Genomic DNA, 953 nt, shown 5'->3' with positions numbered 1-953 from the left:
CTGAAGTACAGGTTGCTTTGTTGACGCACAATATCAACAAGCTTCAAGGTCACTTCAAGTCAAACAAACAGGATCACCACTCACGTCGCGGTCTTATCCGTATGGTTAACCAGCGTCGTAAGTTGCTAGACTATTTGAAAGGAAAAGATGCAGATCGTTACCTTTCTTTGATTGGTCGTCTAGGTCTACGTCGATAATCGCTATTATCGTTACGTTGAGATCGATAGGGTCTATGGTTTTAAGCCAAACCCAAAGGTAGTTGTAGTACCGGAGCGCTCTGTGAGCGCTCCGGTATTTTCGTTTTAAAGGCATCGCGATCTTGCGTTGCAGATAAGATAAAGTATTTTTAGTAGTGCCCCGCATGGGTGGGGCTTATCAAGTAGGGAGTTTTGCAGCGTTGCAGTAAAGTTTTATCGCTGAGTGCTTTTCGTCGAGTTGGGAACAAGTAGACCTAAATCCGTTAAAAGAGCATTCAAGCATAAAGCTTTAGTTGTAGTGATGTGTGAAGCGACCTTTTAGTCAGTAAATAACGTAAAGGAGCCGATGTGAATCCGGTAACTAAACAATTTCAATATGGAAACTCAACCGTCACGCTAGAAACAGGGCGCATTGCACGACAAGCTGCAGGCGCTGTGATGGTTACAATCGATGATACGTGTGTATTAGTCGCAGTGACTGCGTCGAAGCAAGCAAAGCCTGGTCAGGACTTTTTCCCTCTTTCTGTTCACTACCAAGAGCGCCAATACTCGGTTGGTAAAATCCCTGGTGGTTACATCAAACGTGAGAATCGTCCANGCGAAAAAGAAACGCTTACTTCGCGCTTGATTGACCGTCCAATTCGACCGCTATTCCCAAATGGTTTTGTAAACGAAGTTCAGGTTGTTTGTCAGGTTATGTCTGCAAACAAAACGCAAGATCCAGATATCGCGGCAATGATCGGTACTTCTGCGGCA

General features: G+C 44.7%; 1 protein-coding gene and 1 pseudogene. Both read left to right on the top strand.

Translation table 11 applies throughout. From position 1 onward, the window contains the following. A partial coding sequence (rpsO, locus tag A3750_RS00640) for a 30S ribosomal protein S15 (RefSeq protein ID WP_068547931.1) occupies positions 1 to 197 on the top strand: 197 nt, incomplete at its 5' end. Positions 198 to 545: 348 nt separating this feature from the next. Then, positions 546 to 953, top strand: a pseudogene (locus A3750_RS00635) (polyribonucleotide nucleotidyltransferase); the annotation flags it as partial.

The organism is Oleiphilus sp. HI0079 (assembly GCF_001635105.1).
The sequence above is the reverse complement of the archived record's forward strand: the minus strand, read 5'-3'. Positions and strand labels throughout refer to the sequence as shown.